The sequence below is a fragment of the Seonamhaeicola sp. MEBiC01930 genome (assembly GCF_045277075.1).
In the GTDB taxonomy this organism is placed as follows: domain Bacteria; phylum Bacteroidota; class Bacteroidia; order Flavobacteriales; family Flavobacteriaceae; genus Seonamhaeicola.
The window spans coordinates 1,745,235-1,762,409 of the sequence record NZ_CP104270.1 but is presented as its reverse complement, the minus strand read 5'-3'; the positions used below and the strand labels follow the sequence as shown (position 1 = coordinate 1,762,409).

The 17,175-nt window shown below is 32.6% G+C and carries 15 protein-coding genes; 4 read left to right on the top strand and 11 right to left on the bottom strand.

Annotated features, from left to right (window positions below):
- The first annotated feature begins 56 nt into the window (after window positions 1-56).
- Window positions 57-2,876: a leucine--tRNA ligase gene (leuS, locus tag N1F78_RS07630; protein WP_406685580.1), complete on the top strand. Its 2,820-nt coding sequence runs from the start codon at window positions 57-59 to the stop codon at window positions 2,874-2,876.
- Window positions 2,877-2,973: 97 nt separating this feature from the next.
- On the opposite strand, the gene N1F78_RS07625 is transcribed toward leuS, so the two are convergent.
- From N1F78_RS07625 to N1F78_RS07575, 11 genes are all read right to left on the bottom strand, one after another.
- Window positions 2,974-3,741, bottom strand: coding sequence for a hypothetical protein (locus tag N1F78_RS07625; protein ID WP_406685579.1), 768 nt, complete (start codon window positions 3,739-3,741; stop codon window positions 2,974-2,976).
- Window positions 3,741-4,520 carry a hypothetical protein gene (locus N1F78_RS07620; RefSeq protein WP_406685578.1) on the bottom strand — a complete coding sequence of 260 codons (780 nt, stop codon included), beginning with the start codon at window positions 4,518-4,520 and terminating at the stop codon, window positions 3,741-3,743. Before N1F78_RS07620 ends, N1F78_RS07625 begins: the two co-directional genes overlap by 1 nt.
- A 78-nt stretch (window positions 4,521-4,598) precedes the next feature.
- Entirely contained in the window at window positions 4,599-4,877 is a 279-nt protein-coding gene (locus N1F78_RS07615) for a hypothetical protein (RefSeq protein WP_406685577.1), read from the bottom strand.
- Between the two features lie 142 nt (window positions 4,878-5,019).
- The gene (locus N1F78_RS07610) at window positions 5,020-5,883 is read right to left on the bottom strand and encodes a hypothetical protein (protein WP_406685576.1); all 864 of its coding nucleotides are present in this window, start codon (window positions 5,881-5,883) and stop codon (window positions 5,020-5,022) included.
- Window positions 5,883-6,311 carry a PPC domain-containing DNA-binding protein gene (locus N1F78_RS07605; protein ID WP_406685575.1) on the bottom strand — a complete coding sequence of 143 codons (429 nt, stop codon included), beginning with the start codon at window positions 6,309-6,311 and terminating at the stop codon, window positions 5,883-5,885. Before N1F78_RS07605 ends, N1F78_RS07610 begins: the two co-directional genes overlap by 1 nt.
- A gap of 240 nt (window positions 6,312-6,551) precedes the next feature.
- A complete protein-coding gene (locus N1F78_RS07600) occupies window positions 6,552-7,556 on the bottom strand; it encodes a phytase (RefSeq protein WP_406685574.1) in 1,005 nt (334 codons plus the stop codon).
- Between the two features lie 5 nt (window positions 7,557-7,561).
- On the bottom strand, window positions 7,562-10,396 hold the full coding sequence (locus N1F78_RS07595) for a TonB-dependent receptor (protein ID WP_406685573.1): 2,835 nt from the start codon (window positions 10,394-10,396) through the stop codon (window positions 7,562-7,564).
- A 212-nt stretch (window positions 10,397-10,608) separates the two neighbouring features.
- On the bottom strand, window positions 10,609-10,869 hold the full coding sequence (gene rpmA, locus N1F78_RS07590; protein ID WP_406685572.1) for a 50S ribosomal protein L27: 261 nt from the start codon (window positions 10,867-10,869) through the stop codon (window positions 10,609-10,611).
- Window positions 10,870-10,894: 25 nt separating this feature from the next.
- Window positions 10,895-11,407, bottom strand: a complete 513-nt coding sequence (gene rplU / locus N1F78_RS07585) for a 50S ribosomal protein L21 (protein WP_406685571.1) — start codon at window positions 11,405-11,407, stop codon at window positions 10,895-10,897.
- Between the two features lie 98 nt (window positions 11,408-11,505).
- Complete coding sequence (locus N1F78_RS07580; protein ID WP_406685570.1) at window positions 11,506-11,958, bottom strand: DUF4199 domain-containing protein; 453 nt, start codon at window positions 11,956-11,958, stop codon at window positions 11,506-11,508.
- Window positions 11,959-12,039: 81 nt separating this feature from the next.
- Window positions 12,040-12,915: a DMT family transporter gene (locus N1F78_RS07575; RefSeq protein ID WP_406685569.1), complete on the bottom strand. Its 876-nt coding sequence runs from the start codon at window positions 12,913-12,915 to the stop codon at window positions 12,040-12,042.
- A gap of 257 nt (window positions 12,916-13,172) precedes the next feature.
- Between N1F78_RS07575 and N1F78_RS07570 the strand changes: the two genes are divergently transcribed.
- Genes N1F78_RS07570 through N1F78_RS07560 form a run of 3 tightly spaced genes read left to right on the top strand, consistent with a single transcriptional unit; the run spans window position 13,173 to window position 17,148 of the window.
- The gene (locus N1F78_RS07570; protein ID WP_406685568.1) at window positions 13,173-14,501 is read left to right on the top strand and encodes a M16 family metallopeptidase; all 1,329 of its coding nucleotides are present in this window, start codon (window positions 13,173-13,175) and stop codon (window positions 14,499-14,501) included.
- A gap of 19 nt (window positions 14,502-14,520) precedes the next feature.
- The gene (locus N1F78_RS07565) at window positions 14,521-16,599 is read left to right on the top strand and encodes a M16 family metallopeptidase (protein WP_406685567.1); all 2,079 of its coding nucleotides are present in this window, start codon (window positions 14,521-14,523) and stop codon (window positions 16,597-16,599) included.
- A 54-nt stretch (window positions 16,600-16,653) separates the two neighbouring features.
- Window positions 16,654-17,148 (top strand): heavy-metal-associated domain-containing protein, encoded by a 495-nt coding sequence (locus tag N1F78_RS07560; protein WP_406685566.1) that lies wholly within the window; start codon window positions 16,654-16,656, stop codon window positions 17,146-17,148.
- Window positions 17,149-17,175: the final 27 nt, after the last annotated feature.

The window sequence follows — 17,175 nt, the reverse complement described above, 5'->3', positions numbered from 1 at the left end:
TTGCAGTTGGTTTATAAAGCGTAAATTTGCGCTTTTAAAAGCAGAAATTAAGCAGGATGAAATACAATTTCAACGATATAGAAGCCAAATGGCAAAAATATTGGGCAGAAAACCAAACGTTTAAAGCTGAAAATAACAGCGAAAAGCCAAAATATTATGTGTTAGACATGTTTCCTTACCCTAGTGGAGCCGGGTTACATGTTGGCCACCCTTTAGGATATATTGCTTCTGATATTTATGCGCGTTACAAGCGACATAAAGGGTTTAACGTGTTGCATCCGCAAGGTTATGATTCTTTTGGTTTACCCGCTGAACAATATGCTATTCAAACGGGACAGCATCCTGCTATTACAACCAAGGAGAACATTGCAACCTATCGTCGTCAATTAGACCAAATTGGATTTTCTTTCGATTGGTCTCGTGAGGTTAGAACATCCGATCCTAAATATTACAAGTGGACGCAATGGGTGTTTATCCAATTATTTGAATCTTGGTTTAATTACGATTCTTCTAAAGCTGAAGATATTTCGGAATTAGTAAAAGTTTTTGCTTCAGAAGGAAATACGAATGTAAATGCCGCTTGCGATGATGATGTGGAAGTGTTTACTGCTGAAGTATGGAATGGTTTGTCTTCAGTAGAACAACAAAACATCCTATTACAATATAGATTAACATATTTAGCCGAAACTGAAGTAAACTGGTGTCCTGCCTTGGGAACGGTATTGGCTAATGATGAAATAGTAAATGGGGTTTCTGAACGTGGAGGGCATCCTGTGGTTAGAAAGAAAATGACACAATGGAGTATGCGTATTTCGGCCTATGCTGAACGGTTACTTCAAGGGTTAGATAATATTGACTGGACAGATTCATTAAAAGAAAGTCAGCGTAACTGGATTGGAAAATCTGTTGGAGCTTCTGCAGTCTTCAATGTTAATGGGCATGACGAAACTATTGAAGTTTTCACAACGCGCCCTGATACTATTTTTGGTGTTAGTTTTATGACTTTAGCTCCAGAGCATGACTTGGTTTCTAAAATAACTACACCAGAGCAGAAAGCCGAGGTGGAAGCTTATATTGAAGCTACGTCTAAACGTAGTGAACGCGATAGAATGTCTGACGTAAAGACTATTTCAGGAGTATTTACAGGGGCTTATGCAGAACATCCGTTTACTAAAGAACCTATTCAAATATGGATTGGTGATTACGTGTTAGCTAGCTACGGAACAGGAGCTGTAATGGCGGTACCATGTGGCGACCAACGTGATTATGATTTTGCAAAGCATTTCGATATTGAAATTCCAAATATTTTTGAAGGTGTCGATATTTCTGAAGAAGCTTTTGCAGATAAAGACAAAACCATTATTGCCAATAGTGATTTCATCAACGGCATGAACTATAAAAAGGCTACCAAACGTGTTATTTACGAATTGGAGCAAATTGGTCAAGGTCAAGGAAAAACCAATTACCGTTTGCGTGATGCGGTGTTTAGTCGCCAACGCTATTGGGGAGAGCCATTTCCAGTGTATTATGTAAATGGATTGCCTCAAATGATTGATGTAAAACATCTACCAATTGAATTACCCGAGGTTGAAAAATATCTACCAACCGAAACTGGTGAACCACCATTAGGAAATGCTACGGTTTGGGCTTGGTGTACGGAAACTAATTCGGTAGTTGATAATGAAAAGATAAATCACACTAGTGTATTCCCGTTAGAGTTAAATACCATGCCTGGGTGGGCAGGAAGCTCGCAGTATTTTAACCGATACATGGATCCAAATAATGACGATGCTATCTTCTCAAAAGAGGCTATTGATTATTGGCAACAAGTAGATTTATACATAGGTGGTTCAGAACACGCTACAGGCCACTTATTGTACTCACGTTTTTGGCAAAAATTTATGTTTGACAAAGGCTATGTAAACCATGATGAATTTGCTAAAAAGTTGATAAACCAAGGGATGATACTTGGCACAAGTGCGTTTGCATATAGGGTTGAAGGAGAAAATAAGTTTTTATCTAAAGGATTGATTGGAGATTCAAAAGTACAACCTATTCATGCTGATGTCTCTTTTGTAAATTCTTCGGATGAATTGGATATTGAAGCCTTTAAAAACTGGCGTACTGAATTTAAGGATGCCCAATTTGTTTTAGAAGATGGTCTTTATAAGGTTGGTAGAGACGTTGAAAAAATGTCCAAATCCAAATACAACGTAGTAAACCCTGACAACATTTGTGAAGATTACGGCGCAGATAGTTTACGTTTATATGAAATGTTCTTGGGACCATTAGAACAGTATAAGCCTTGGAATACGGCTGGTATTACTGGAGTTCATGGATTCTTAAAGAAATTATGGAAACTATATGTGCCTTTTATGGATGGGTCACTGAGCGGAGCCGAAGTGAAACCTTCAAAAGACAGCTTAAAAACACTTCATAAAACCATAAAAAAGGTAGAAGAAGATATCGAGAATTTCTCGTTCAATACATCAGTATCTACCTTTATGATTGCTGTTAATGAGTTAACAGCTCAAAAGTGTACATCAAGAGATATTCTAGAACCACTATTGGTTTTAATATCTCCTTATGCACCACATATTGCAGAAGAATTATGGAGTGCTTTAGGTAATGAAGGCTCGATTTCAACAGCATCATTCCCTGAGTTTGATGAAAGTCATTTAGTAGAAAGCTCTAAAAATTATCCAATCTCTTTTAATGGAAAAATGCGTTTCACTATGGAACTGCCTTTAGATATGAGTAAAGAAGATATTGAAACTGCAGTTTTAGCAAACGAAAAAACTCAAGACCAGTTACAAGGGCGCACTCCTAAAAAAGTAATTGTGGTTCCTGGTAAGATTGTGAATATAGTTGGGTAAAATTACTTCTAGTATTTCCAAAACATAATAAATTGTATCGGTAAGTCTTTTTAAGACTTACCGATACATAATTCTTTTCACCATTATTGTTGTAAAATTAATTTCCGGTTACCAGTAAACGTCTAGCACCATTAATACCACATTTTTGGTATTTATGATAAGCCTGAGAAGCGCGTTCTTTAATTTGTAAATCGGTTTCATTTAATATCCAACCATCAATTGCTGATTTTAAAGTATAGGCCTCTGGAGACATTAATCCAGTTGACCAAAGCAACGGATTTGCTTTTGTTACAGCTAAGTAAGGTTTAAAATAGGTTTTACTTACACAAGCTAAAATAATGGCATCTCGTTTATTTTGGTTTAAAGGGTTAAAACTTCCTGAAACATCAAACTCCATAAGACCATCATGCCCTACATAAGCTAACAAACTTGATTGCCCTCCAAACATTAAATTATTATCTCCACTTAAAACAGTTTCCGAATTTCTTCCTGCAGTAGCTACTAAAAAATCTGTTATTGACTGTTTAATATACTTCCCATCATAAGCATCTGCCAACAAATAGGTGTTGCTTGAATTATGTTTAAATAAAATACGTTCTAAAACTTGTGATTTTGGGGCTTTCTTTACTGAAATTAACACCCAACCCTTACTTCTTTTTAAATAGCTTTTAACACCATATAAAGCGCCCCAATATAAATTATTCATTGGATTCTGACCATTACCCAATTTTTCGGGAACAGGCACAATACCTTGGTTTTTATTATCACAAAGCGCAACAAAAACATGAATAGTTTTTGGCTCAGAATTAGATTGGCTAAAACCTATTTTTACAAACAAAAATGCTACAAATAGTAATTTCTTCATTAAGTGTTTGGTACTTCTAATTTTTCATTTAAAATCCATTTCTTAACCAAAACTTTATTGGTTGTAATTTCGGCAAAAACATAAATATTAGACTCAAAACATGGTGAATATTCTGCTAATTCAATCATCACCTTATCGTCATAGTAACTAGAATGCAAAAAATAAATCTCCTTTCCTTTAATTAACACATACCCCACATGGTTATCTAAACCTACAAAGAATATACCATCATTATAACTTGTATTAAGCTTATTTTTTAAGCTCTTAAAACTAAGATTTGAAAAAACTTTTAGCTTGGAATTTTCCTGTAATGTTTTTGCCTCATTTAACCCAGCTTGTTGAGCCATTTTATATCTGTTTAAGTTAAAACCTAAATGTTTCAAAGTTGTTGATACAAAATAACCGCAGGCAATATCTCCCTCTTTAGGAATATTAGTATACCCATTAAAATCCCAAGTAGTATTATACCAATGCGGAACTAATTCATTTACTAATTTATGGTATAAATATTTTGATACTGAATCAATTGTTTTTTCAGGGTGCGTACTAAATTGATTTTTAAAATGTACTTTATCACTTAATATAGTGCGCTTTAAAGCTGAATAATTCTGATTAGGCTTGAAATTGATTCCTAACTTAACACTATCTAGCAAGTCTTCATTTGTTACAGTCTTATTTTTAGAATTTACCTGCTCAAATATCTGAGATGTTTTTTTTTCTTGATACTTACACCCACTTAAAATCAATAATAAAAAAATTGTCGTTAAAGATCTATTCATAAAACTTTAACGACAACTTGCAAAATATAGTGCATAATAGATTACAGCTTATTAAAGCCATAATCTGCTTAAAGGATTTTACACACCCTTTTCTTCGTATTCTCCTTCAAAATACCACCATAAACTAGAATCTATAGATGATTTCATTTTATTGAAATCGGCATCAGCCTTTAGAAAAATGGTAAGATTTTCATCTACCCTGTTTCGTTCTACACTCTTTCTGATTTCAATAGACTCAATCTCTTCAAAATGTTCTAAGTGTTTTTTTATTCGTGTGTCTAATGTCACATCACCTAAAAAAATCTTTATTGTAGGCTGCGTTGGGGAGTTTCTGATTTCTGATCTAAATGGTAACATACCTAAAGCCTTTTATATGTGAAAAAATAATGCCACTAATATAATTAGTCTAATTTAATAAATTCTTTAATTCAAGTCAATAGAAAAAATCTTATTAAATTTAATTTATGCCTAATGTTCAATGGAGGAATCTCAATTAAACCTAAACATCTTTAATAAGAGACTCCGTTTTTTTTAAACTGTCTATATAATAATCATCAATTTCAATTGATTCATCCCACTTCCATTTATAATATTGCTTTAAAGTTCTTACAAAGCTATCTCCTCCATTATCTATCCACTTCAAATGAGGAAAATGAGTTCCCGAGGCTGCTCTCAAATAAAAACTACTTAAAGCATAATCTTTCTCTCTTTTTCTTTCGTTAATATAAAAAGGATTTGCTAGCAAGTCATCATACAACCTAATATCTAACTTTCCCTTTCCTTTTATTTTCATAGAAATATTATGCAAATCAATAGTGAATCGTTTTAACTCTTCATTAAAAGCTTCTTCATATCTTCCTCCAATTTCTTTTGCTCTTAAATTACACAAGTCTTTATTCTGGGGGTTTAATACTAAAAAGTGGAATTTGACTCCATTATTTGCTTTACTTTCCAACAAAGACAACCATTGAACATAACCAGGAGCATAAGTATCCAACCAGTATACCTTATCTCCTTCTCTACATTCATTTAAGAAGTCCTCAAAACTTAATCTGTCTGTAATCCCAACAAACCCATACTTTACACTACTTTCTAAGGCATCATCAAAAAAACTTTCCAGCATATTCTCTGTATGATTCAGAAACTCTTTTTGGGATTTGTGAGATAGATATGAGGCGATTCCAAGAGTAGAAAACAATATGGATCCAAATGAGCTAATTAAATTGGAAAGTTCTTGGGTAATTTCATGTTTTTTAAATTCCATAAAAAACGGTAATACCATCAACATTAACCCAAGCACAGAACCTATAAAGAACAAAATACTTGCACTAAGTTGATTGGATTTCTCTGTTCTTAACCGCATTACTTTTTGGTGATAAAAGAAGCTGGAACACCTTCTTTCGTTTTTCTAGTTAAGGCCTCATTATCAAAAATACGCAATCCGATTTCCATAGTTATATGACATCTACAATCAATTAAATGCCCAGAAAGAGTTTCAAAATCAGGATGATTGGCTACAATATGGATATGCGGATGAGGATTTCCATTGAAAAGTGATATATTCCCAGAAATAGAGCTTAAATCATAAGTACCCGCAATAGTATATTTATCATAATCATTATTATTTACACAAAACCAGCCCATTTCAATTCCTTCTAGCATTCCCACGCCAGAACTAATTATAGCAAAATCGATATTTTCCAATTTCGCAAATTCCATCAAAGATTTCATCAAAAAGTCACCAGGTTCAAGTCTTATAAAAGCGTCACTTTCGTTTCTATAATATTCCATTAGTATATTTTCTAATTTATGTCACTAAAAATCATTTTAAACTCTTTCTAGTGACTTTAATTTATTCATGAGTGAACAAGTTAAGAATTATATTTATATCTACTTACAATCCTTAGTAAGAATAAATAAGCAAATTATATGAATATTTTCAATTAAAGTGTAATCCATCATTACCTAAAAAGCAAAAAAAGCCCTTATCTGTTACAGAAAAGGACTTCTCATCTTAATAAAATATAGAAATCACTCCATTAAACCAAGTTTTCCTAAATCGTGAAAAAAGAAAGTTTTATCATCATTCATACTCACAAACAAACCGTTAGGAAATTTATCTCCTAGACCAGAAGTTACCACCTCACAACCATCAGTTTCTGTTGTACCCAAATTAACTTCTTTTACAAATTCATTGGTTTTTACATCAAAAACATTAAAAGTACCAGCTTGTTGATTAGACACAATTAAAAATGATTGGTTGGGGTAATGTGCTATGGCTATACCTTCAATATCTTCCTTAAAATACTCGCCTCCAAAACAAAATATCTCATTATTCTCTTTTGAAGGTTCTGCATGATATTTTCTAATACAATGCCCTTCATCAGAATAATAAACAATCTCATTTTTATCATCAACCGCAATAGCTTCTATTTCTTTCTTTCCACTAAATTCACCAAACTTCCTAACCAAATTAGTATGAACTCCCAGACTATCTACTTCTAATTTATATTGATATAAATACCCCTCTTTTGGTCCTGTTTTTCTCCCTACTATAGCAAAAACATTATCTGTTTTAGGTGACTTATACAAAGCAATTCCCATAGGTAAATTGGCTTCTGGCATTGTTTCGTCTTCAAAAACAGGAAAGCCACCATTATCTAATGGTTTCATATCTGGAACAGAAAATAAGCGGATTTGTTGACGCTCTCTTTCCGTAAAGGCAATGATATCAACACTAGTAGAATCATTTAATTTAAAACCATATTCTAAATCTATATTATTAGGCCTTTTTAAGCCTCTAATGGTTTTCTCTTCTATGATTTTACCATCTAAATTAAAGGCGTAGATAGCACCTTCTGTCTCTTTATCTGTACCAAAAACGATGCTCTTAGAAGCATCGTTTTTGTTTATCCATATAGCAGGATCATCAGTATCATGCAAAGTCTTTTCTGTAATAATTTCAGGGGCAATTACAGGCAACATTTTACCACATGACACTAACAATAATCCAACTATAATAAAAATTCTATTCATCTATATTATTTGTTTCCTTTAAATAAATCATACTTCAGACCAAAAGTAATACGTCTTCCGTAGTACTCAGCCTGCATTGTTCTATTTTTGACACCTTGGTAATAACGTAATGGTTGGTCTGTAATATTATTTAAATCGAAATACACTCTTAAATTATCATTCAATGTCAATGATGCATTAAAATCTAAAAAGAATTGTTCATCATAATACCTATCTTCAAATGCATTACCACCTATTTCATCTATATAAGCGTCAGAAAAATTAGCTGATAAACGTAAATTTAATTTTTCACCACCATATGCTAACGACCCGTTAAACATATTTGGAGATGTACCTGGTAAATCTAATTCTGGTCGCTCATCACCATCTTCATTTCTTATGCCATCTGCACTAGAAGTTAAGTATGTGTAGTTTAAAAATATACTAAAGTTCTTAGCAAAACCTGGTAAAAAATCTAATTGACGTTGAAAAGACACCTCTGCACCTGTAATAGTGGCATCATCACCATTTTGCGGCTGAAAAGCATCAAAACCTGTTGCCGAATCTTCAAACTGAAAGGTATAAATAAAGTCTGTTATTTGTTTATGAAAAACCCCGCCCGAAATAATACCTACATTTTTAAAATAATGCTCAGCCATTAAATCAAAATTCATAGATTTTGTTGCACTTAAATCTGGGTTTCCTAAAAATATTTCCTCATCATCATTAACAACATCTATACTAGGAACAAGATCTTGATAGTTAGGTCTTGCCAAAGTATTTGTCCATGCTAAACGTAAAACGGTATTATCTGTTAAGTTGTATTTAAAATGTATACCAGGTAAAATATTAACATAATCTTTCTCTTCTGTAATAGTTCCTAATACATTTTCTTCATCTTCAATTTGATTACCTGTTGCTTGAGTTTTAGTACTTTCTACTCTAACACCTGCTAATACACTAAATTTATCTGATAATTTTTCATCAATCATAGCATAAGCAGCATAAACTTTTTCTTCAACATCAAAATTCGCTCTAAGGTATTCATCTGGAACATCTGATATATCAAATAAAGATTCGTTTGATAAATCTAACTCTCCTAAATACTCAGGATCTACAAAAAGACCAGCTGCATATTGGCTTCCTGCCAAATAATTACTGTCACTTTGATCTATAAATCTAACTGCTGATAAATCTCCTAAAGGCTCTAGTTCATAGAAATTATTATCTCTTGTTTTGTTCTTAAGCTTAGCTCTAACCCCAAATTTTAAGGAACCGTTATCACCCAAAAGGTTTACAGGTAATTTAAAGTTTGCAAAAAAGTTAAAATCTTCTTCTTCAGTATATTGATTTTCTTCTGTGATTTCACCAAGTTCGAAATCATTAATATTACCATCTCCAGCATTGGCCACAGTAAAATTTGGAAATTCACTATTAGAATTATCGTTATTTACAATGTATTCAGCTTCATACTCAATATAGCGCTCATTTAAACGCTCTTCAGAAGCCTTGGCATAAGATGCTAACCAATCGAACTCTAGTTTTCCTAATAAGTGTTCTCCACCTAAACTATAGTTCTGCATACGTTGATCTTCTAAACGGGTGTTTTTATTTCTATCATTGTCAATACCTCCTTTAGTTTGTCTTTTAGCTTCTGCAGGAAACATTGTTGGTACGCCATCAGTAATTGTAAAATCGTCAATTCCAATATCTTCACCATCTAAAATTTCGTACTCCAATCTATAACGGTTTTCACGATCATCTCTCCAGTTATACATTGTTTTTAAAAACACCTTATTGTTGGCGTTCAAAGCATAATCTAAATTAGCTGAAAAACTTCTTCTTATACGTTGCACTAAATAAGTACGTTGTTCAAATACATTTGTATACGGATTTACATCAATTTCTTCTAATATTGGCTCTCCCTCATTGTCTACTTCACCCGAATTATATTCAAATTCATCTGTCCATTCGGCTTCAATATTGTCAGATCCAAAATCATTATCATTAATAGAGGCTGATAACATCCAACCAAATTTCCCATCATTAGACTTATCTCCAACTAAAAAAGACCCGTTTAAAATTCTTGAATTAGTTATAGTGTTTGCTCCAGAACCTAAAGTTGCCGCAACTCTGAATCCATTTGGAGATGATCTTGTAACCAAGTTAACTGAACCACCTAAAGCATCAGCATCCATGTCTGGTGTTAAGGCTTTATTCACCTCAATTAACTGAATCATATCAGCTGGAATTAAATCCATCTGAACATTTCTATTATCACCTTCAGCAGATGGCACTCTACTCCCATTTAATGTTACAGAATTTAACTGAGGTGCTAAACCTCTTACAATAATATTTCGAGCTTCACCTTGGTCTACTTGCATAGTAATACCCGGAATTCTTTTAACAGCATCTCCTATATTTGCATCAGGAAACTTACCTATTTGGTCTGTAGACACAACATTAGTTATATTCTGTTTGTTTTTCTGAGCATTAAGTGCTTTTGCTTGCCCACTGTTATAACCGTTAATAACAACCCCATCAAGCTCAAGAGCTTTAGGTTCAATTATTATATTAGTAGAAACGGTTTCGCCTTCAGTTACGTCAACATTAGTTTCTGTGTCAGAATACCCTAAGTACATTACTTTAAGGGTTTGATTACCCGAAGGTACATTTACAAAAAGAAATTTTCCATCAGCATCAGAGATAACGCCTTTATTTATAGTTTCTATTAAAACATTTGCGAATGGAACCGCCAACCCCTTTTCATCAATAACTGTACCTTGAATATTCCCATTTTGTGCGAAACCCAAAACAGAAATTACCAAGGCAAAGAATAAAATTACATATTGTTTTTTCATGATTAATTAGTTAATTATATCAGCGAAATAACAAAACGAGTCTAGTAAGCTTATTAAATAAATTTTAAGATAATGTTATAATCATGAAAGAAAAAACCTATGGTTTATATTTATTTAACATTTAATATAAGTTTAGAAAACACTTAAAATTAGCCCTAAAAAAACCCTTTCTGTTTCCAGAAAGGGCTTATTTTTTTAATAAATCTTATTTCTTAAGCTTCAAATGGCTCTATAGATACATATGATTTATTGTCTTTTTTCTTAGTGAACTTTACAATACCATCAACTTGGGCATGTAATGTATGATCTTTAGAAGAGTAAACGTTTTCACCTGGGTGGTGCGTATTTCCTCTTTGTCTTACGATAATGTTTCCAGCTATTGCTGCTTGACCACCAAATATCTTAACACCTAAGCGTTTCGATTCTGATTCTCTACCGTTTTTCGAACTTCCGACTCCTTTTTTATGTGCCATTTTATTTCGATTTTATATTGTTATACTAACTTAACGCAGCAATTAGCTCAGCTTTCTTCATAGAAGAAATTCCTGAAACTCCTTTTGCCTTAGCTAATTCTTTTAATTCAGCAACAGTTAATTTACTTAAATCTTGAGTAGCCTCAGCTGGTTTAGCTTCTACCTTTGGTGCCTCAGCTTTAGGTGCTTCTTTTGAAGCCTTCGCTGGAGCAGCTTTTTTTGCTCCCGAAGCAGCAATGCTTTCAATTACTATTTCTGTTAAAGCTTGACGGTGACCATTTTTAACTCGGTAACCTTTACGTCTTTTCTTTTTAAAGACTATTACTTTATCACCTTTAAGGTGCTTAACGACTTTTGCTCCTACTTGAGCACCGTCTATAGCCGGGGCGCCTACAGTTACATTGTCACCATCTGCTACAAGAAGAACATTATCAAAAGCTACTTTCTTTCCTTCTTCTGTTTGTAAACGGTTAACAAAAACTTTTTGGTCTTTTTCAACTTTAAATTGATGCCCTGCTATCTCTACAATTGCGTACATAGCGTAACGTTTTTATTAATTAATTCTATTAAACAAACACCTTTGATTCTTCAAAGGCGGGTGCAAATATACTGCTAATTAATTAAACTACAAACGTTTTATTGATTTTGAGGAATATTTCTACTATTCTTGAAAAGCTGCATTACAGACAAGGTAGCAACTACTGAAGTTGCTAAACCCATAACTGCAACAATAAAGGTTACCATACCAATATCAACCGTAAACGTACCGTTAAAAGTTTCCAACAATTCCGGTAGAAAGTTGCTATGAACTTCTGTGGTATAAAGCAGAAAAAAAACTGTAAATAACAAAGTAGCAATGAACCCAGTTGTAATACCCGTTTTAAACCCTTCAGTATAAGAAAACGTATTAACAGACTGCAGTTTATTTAAACGTACAGCTTCATAAACACCAAAACCTGTAATTAGTGCATTAAAAAAACTAAATGCTGGATTTGTATGCTTATCAAATAGGGAAAGTATTAGAAAATATGCAATTAAAACTGCACAAGTAACCAGGCCAAATCTGATGGGGAGAGCTAGTTTTTTCATCTTTTTTTTGGTGTTAGGGTTTTCTTAAATTTCGGAAAAAAAAACGAGAATTAATAATTTAACTCCAATTATTTCAGTCTATTACGACTTTCTTTCATGTGACAAATAGACCCCGATAAGAATTATCACTGTTGCTATTCCTTGAAAAAAACCAAAGGTTTCACCATCTAAAAGTCCCCAAAAAACAGCCACAATGGGCATAAGATAAGCCACTGAAGAAGCAAATACCGGAGTGGCAATTTGGACTAATTTATTAAACAGCACCTTTGCAATGGCAGTCCCAAATAATGATAGTACTATCATATATAATAGTGCAGGTTTTAAGCTGGGACTAGTAAGAACTTCCTCTTTAAAAAAACCTGTACTTATTAGAACAATTATAGCCGGAATTATAATGGCAGTAAAATTTCCCACTGCTACTGTTAAAGCATTCATAGCTTGCAAATGGTGTTTTAAAATATTCACACTTGCGGCATACATAAACGTAGAAATAATTACTAAAAAAGCATACGAATAGTTTTGCGTTGGATTTAAAGAAACACCATTCATAATAAGCATAACAGTACCTAATAAGCCAATAAAAACACCCAGTACCTGACGCTTAGTAGAATTTATTTTAAATACTAAAAACCCTATAATAATAGTGTTTAGTGGCACCAAAGAATTTAGTATTGAAGCTATAGAACTATCTATTTCAGTTTCTGCATAAGCAAAAAGAAAGGACGGGAAAAATGTCCCTAATAAACCAGTTAAGACTACCCATTTCCAGTCTTTTAAAGAAATAGTTCTTATGCTCTTAAACCCAACTATAAAAAGAAAAAAACCTGTTAAAATAATTCTTACAGCTCCTAATTGCATTGGAGTTAAACCTATTAATCCCTTTTTAATAAGAATAAAAGAGCTACCCCAAATTAATGAAAGAACAATTAAATAAACCCATTTTATATTTCTTCCCATTCAAACATGTAGTTTCGGTTTTACAAAAGTGGTTATTTTTAATTCAATTAACTGCATTATTTTAGTAATTTGACTTTTTTAAAAACTTTATATGCCCTTAAATTTTAGAATATTTCTGAATTAAAAATAATTAGTTAACAATAAACCTGTTTTTGTAGTACTTTTCTTTTACGTATTTTTAATTTTTGATTGCCTGTAACATTTCAAAAATAAACCAGACAAACAACTAGTTGTTTAATAAATAAAACCCATTTAGGATGAAAAAACAAGTAATTATCTTCGCCTTTTTTCTACTAGCAAATTTTATTGCTAATGCACAAAATGTAGCGTTTGAAGAATTTGATTTAGATAACGGATTACATATTATAATGCATCAAGACAATACTGCTCCGGTTGTAACCGTTGGTTTTATGGTTGATGCTGGAGGAAAAGATGCAGGTGGGAACAACAATCCTGAACGCACAGGTTTTGCTCATTTTTTTGAACACCTTTTAGCTTCAGGAAGCACAAAAAACATTGCTAAAGGAGAATGGTATAAAATGCGTGCTGCAAGAGGTGGTCAAGGTAATGCTAATACTACTATTGACAGAACTTACTATTATCAAACCTTCCCTTCAAATAATCTTGAGTTTGCACTTTGGATGGACTCAGAACGATTATTACATCCAATTATTGACCAAGAGGCTGTTGACACTCAAAATGAAGTTGTTAAAGAAGAAAAAAGATCATCATATGATAACCGCCCATATGGTCAGTTTTTATTTGTTCTACAAGAAAACTTGTTTGATGTTCATCCGTATAAGTACAAAAATATTGGAGATATGAGTCACCTTGATGCAGCTTCGCTTGAAGAGTTTCAGAGTTATTTTAAAACCTATTATGTTCCTCAAAATATGGTAGTAGTTATAGCGGGCGACATAGATATTTCAAAAACTAAAAAATTAGTAACAGACTATTATTCTGCCATACCGAAAGGAGAGAAAATTACACGTAATTTTCCAAAAGAAGCACCAATATCAGAATCAAAAAAAGTTACGGCTTATGACCCAAATATTCAAATTCTAGGAACAGTTGTGGCATACAGAACCCCAGGTTTTAAAGAGCGTGATGCTTATATTTTTGATATGATTTCGGCATATTTAAGTGATGGTAAAACCTCTAAATTATATAAAAAATTAGTTGATGATAAAAAAATGGCGCTTCAGGTTGGTGCCATAAATATTGCACAGAAAGATTATAGCATGTATGCTGTTTTTGGTTTACCGTTAGGAGAGGTTACTCTTAACAATTTACTCCTAGAGATTGACGAAGAAATTATTAAAATGCAAAATGAATTAATCTCTGAAAATGATTATCAAAAACTTCAAAATAAGTTTGAAAATAGATTTGTAAATTCTAATGCAAGCGTAGAAGGAATTGCGAATTCATTGGCTAAATATTATCTTTTATATGATGATGTGAATTTGATAAACAATGAAATTAATATTTACAGATCTATAACTCGTGAAGAAATTCAGGCCACAGTAAAGAAATATCTAAACCCTAATCAAAGAGTTGTGATTGAGTATTTACCAGAATCAAAATAAAATTTAAAAAAACATATAAATGAAAACCAAATTAATTATTACAATAAGTGTATTATTTATTTCTGTTGGCCTTCATGCACAAATAGATAGAACCATACAACCAGAACCAGGACCAGCTCCAAAAATTCAACTGCAAACACCAGTTGAATACACGTTAAACAATGGATTAAAAGTTATGGTAGTTGAAAATCATAAACTACCCCGTGTATCATTTAATTTAACCATAGACAATATTCCATCTGTGCAAGCTGAAAAAAAGGGAGTTTCAGATTTACTAGCGACACTTCTTGGAAACGGTACTACCTCAATCTCTAAAGATTCATTTAATGAAGAAATAGATTTTCTTGGTGCAAATTTAAATTTTAACGCTTCAGGTGGATTTGCAAGTGGTCTATCTAAATATTCAGATCGTTTATTAAAACTAATGGCAGATGCTACCGTAAACCCATTATTTGAAGAAACAGAATTTGATAAAGAAAAAGACCGTCTAATTGAAAGTCTTAAAACTGGCGAAAAAAGTGTTGATGCTGTTGCTGGAAGGGTTGCCTTGGCTCTAGCATATGGGGCTCACCACCCTTATGGAGAGTATATTACTGAAGAAACTTTAAATAATATTTCTTTAGATGATGTTAAGGCGTTTTATCATAAAAATTTTAATCCTGAAAATGCCTATTTGGTTATAATTGGTGATATTGATTTTAAAACAATTAAAAAACAAGTTAAAAAATATTTTGGAGCTTGGGAGAAACCAATTAATCTCTTAGATAACACCGTTCCAAGTGAAAACCCAAATGTTGAGCATACTCAAATTAATTTTGTAGATATGCCTAATGCAGTTCAATCAAATGTAACTGTTATGAATACCACCAAATTAAAAAGGAATGATCCAGATTATCATTCAGTTTTAATAGCCAATAGTATTTTAGGTGGAGGAGCAACAGGCTACTTATTCAAGAACTTAAGAGTTAAACACGCCTATACTTATGGTTCATATTCGGGAATAAATCCTAGCAAATATGCATCACGTTTTAGAGCAAATGCTAAAGTTAGAAATATGGTTACCGACAGTTCTATTGTACAAATTTTAAAAGAATTAAAACGTATAAGAACTGAAGATGTAGATTCAACACTACTTGCAGATACAAAAGCGCAATATGCAGGAAACTTTGTTATGGCTTTAGAAAAACCTCAAACTATGGCTCAGTATGCATTAAACATAAAATTATATGATCTTCCCCAAGATTTCTATGCAACTTTTCTAGAGAAAGTAAACGCGGTTTCGGTAGAAGACATAAAACGCGCAGCTAATAAACATTTTAAAATTGATAACTCACGTATTCTTGTAGTAGGAAAAGGAAGTGATGTTATACCCAATCTTGAAAAAACAGGAATTCCTATTAAATATTTTGATAAATACGCAAACTCAATAGAAAAACCGGAATTCTCAAAACCTATTCCCGAGGGTATTAATGCACAAACGGTGATTGATAATTATTTTAAGGCAATTGGAGGAAAAGAAAAAGCAAAAAAAATCAATACTGTCTTTATGTCTGCAGACGTAACTATTGAGGGGGTGCCAATTCCTATAACAGCTGAATTGAAAATAATGACTCCCAATAAAGAGTCTTTAGAAATGAGCGCTCAGGGAATGGGTGTATTAATGAAGCAAAAGTTTAACGGAGCAACTGGATATGCAGAACAACAAGGAAAAAAAATAGACTTAACTGCAAATGAAATAGCTAAGAAGAAAAATGAAAAATCTTTGTTCCCAGAATTGTATTATGAAGCTTCAGCTTTAGCTTTAGAAAGCATCACAACAATTGATGGAGAAGATGTTTATAAAATAAAAGTAACCACAGAAGAGAAATCTTCTTTTAGATTTTACGGTGTTAAATCAGGACTGTTATTACTAACAGAAAGCACCGTTGAAGCTCAGGGGCAAACATTTAATTCTATAGTAAAATACTCAGAATATGCTGCGGTGAATGATATGCAAATACCATATTTACAATCTATAAAATCAGGACCTCAATCAATATTAATGAAAATGAAAGACATTAAGATTAATGAAGGGGTTACAGATGCTGATTTTGAATAATCAGTTAACAGATTATTTAGTAGTTTTGTATAAAATCTATTAAACTCTAATTCTATGAAAATCATTAAACATATTTTTACTCTGTTATTAATTACAACTATTGGTTTTAGTTGTAAAAACGAAGTGAAACCTGAAGTTAAAACAGTTGAAATTGCAACTGAATCTTCAAAAACTATTGATCCTAACGCAACTTTTGCTAAAGCAGAATTTACTATTGACGGTATGACTTGTGAAATTGGTTGTGCTAAAACCATTGAAAAAAAGATTTCTAAGATGGAAGGTGTGAAAACCGCTATAGTAGATTTTGAAAGAAAACTTGCTATGGTTGAATACAATGATGCCAAAGTTACTACAGCCAATTTAGAAGAAACTGTAACTAATGTAGCGGACTTGTATAAAGTTAGTGATATGAAGACAGTTGAAGCTTTTTCAACTAGTAAAACATGTGCTGCAGATTGTGAAAAAGCATGTTGTGCCAGTAAAACAGATGTGGAGAAAAAGGCTTGTGCTGCAGATTGCGAAAAAGCATGTTGCGCTAAACAGGCATAACAGTCATATAATAAAATATTATTAAAA